Source organism: Oleiphilus sp. HI0066, assembly GCF_001635725.1.
Window position 1 is genome coordinate 1 of sequence record NZ_LWFH01001006.1, and the last position, 1251, is coordinate 1251.

Genomic DNA, 1251 nt, shown 5'->3' on the forward strand with positions numbered 1-1251 from the left:
AGGAATTCTTGGTTTTTTCTAAGCATTATTGAACTTAAATATGGGCTCTAAAGGATCAACATTATAAGCTGCAAGAAGAGAATTAACTGCACTAAATCGAGACTCAGCGCTAGCAAAATGCATGAAAAGTAAGTCATGCTTTCATCGCTTAAAACTTCTGCTGCTAGACAATTGCTGACCTTGGCACTGAACCATTCCCGATGCCTGCTTCAATAGGAAAGCAGAAGTCACCGAAAACTCTTCACTCACTTAAGTATTAGCTAATCAAAGCGCTCTTGAGCGTGCTTGTTTAAAACCACACAAGGAAGTGAATTGTGCTCGTTTAGCACCCGAGGGAACATGAAAAATCTAATGAAATCAGAGTTTTGAGTCGTTTTGTGGATTACATACGAGACCCCTCACTATTTCTACATACGTGACCTCTCATATGCGTGATAAAGAAATGAGTAAGGTTCGAGTTTTTTCTCTTAAAAACAAAGTAGTATATGGAAAAGGGAAGAGGCTACCCGTCATGCATATGAGGGGGGTCTCACTATACAAATGTTAGTTGTAATAGGACAAATATGGAATCGTTCACTATCAAAAGGCTAAGGACGAAAGCGATCTTTAAAATTATATTTACAGGTCTCTTCTGCTCGTTTATCCCTTTCTTCACTCTAATGGGTTTGTTGGCTTCCCAAGACTTATTAACTATGTATTGGGGCCAAACTCAAGTAACGGGCTTTAAGGCGGCAGTGCTAGGTCCGTTCTTTGGTATTTTCTTTGCCATTGTATTCGGCTTATTCATAAGCGTATTTACTAGTCTTGGCTTAATGCTTTACGCAAAGCGCAGGCCTTTAACTCTCGAGTTCTATGAAACCGAGAACAATGAAAACAACTAACAAGGCGCGCAATGCTCGGCCAAGGGAACCTTGGCCTGGACTGTCACTGCTGCGCAGCGCCAGCCCATTCGCTTGGCGTTAGGCACTCTCAAAGGAAATCTATGAGATATACATTAACTTTGTTGTCAGCAATATTTGTTGCTGGATGTACGCAAGATAAGACTGAAATGACCGTATCTCACAAAATACCGTTGCTTGCTGAGTGCGTTCTAACTGTTGAAGCAGCGAAAGATCATTTCGTTCGTACTTCAGCAAAGAAACCGCATAGTCTTGATATAAAAATAGAAAAATTTGATCAGGTTCATCACTTTTATAACGGCCCTATTGGTGTTGCAACTTTACTATCTACAGATGGCTGGCAAACATTAGA

General features: G+C 40.6%; 2 protein-coding genes. Both read left to right on the top strand.

The genetic code is table 11. From position 1 onward, the window contains the following. Positions 1-692: 692 nt before the first annotated feature. Positions 693-881: a hypothetical protein gene (locus A3738_RS29930; protein WP_156502511.1), complete on the top strand. Its 189-nt coding sequence runs from the start codon at positions 693-695 to the stop codon at positions 879-881. A gap of 101 nt (positions 882-982) precedes the next feature. After that, positions 983-1251: hypothetical protein (locus tag A3738_RS11935; RefSeq protein ID WP_156504222.1), on the top strand; the 269-nt coding region annotated here is incomplete at its 3' end.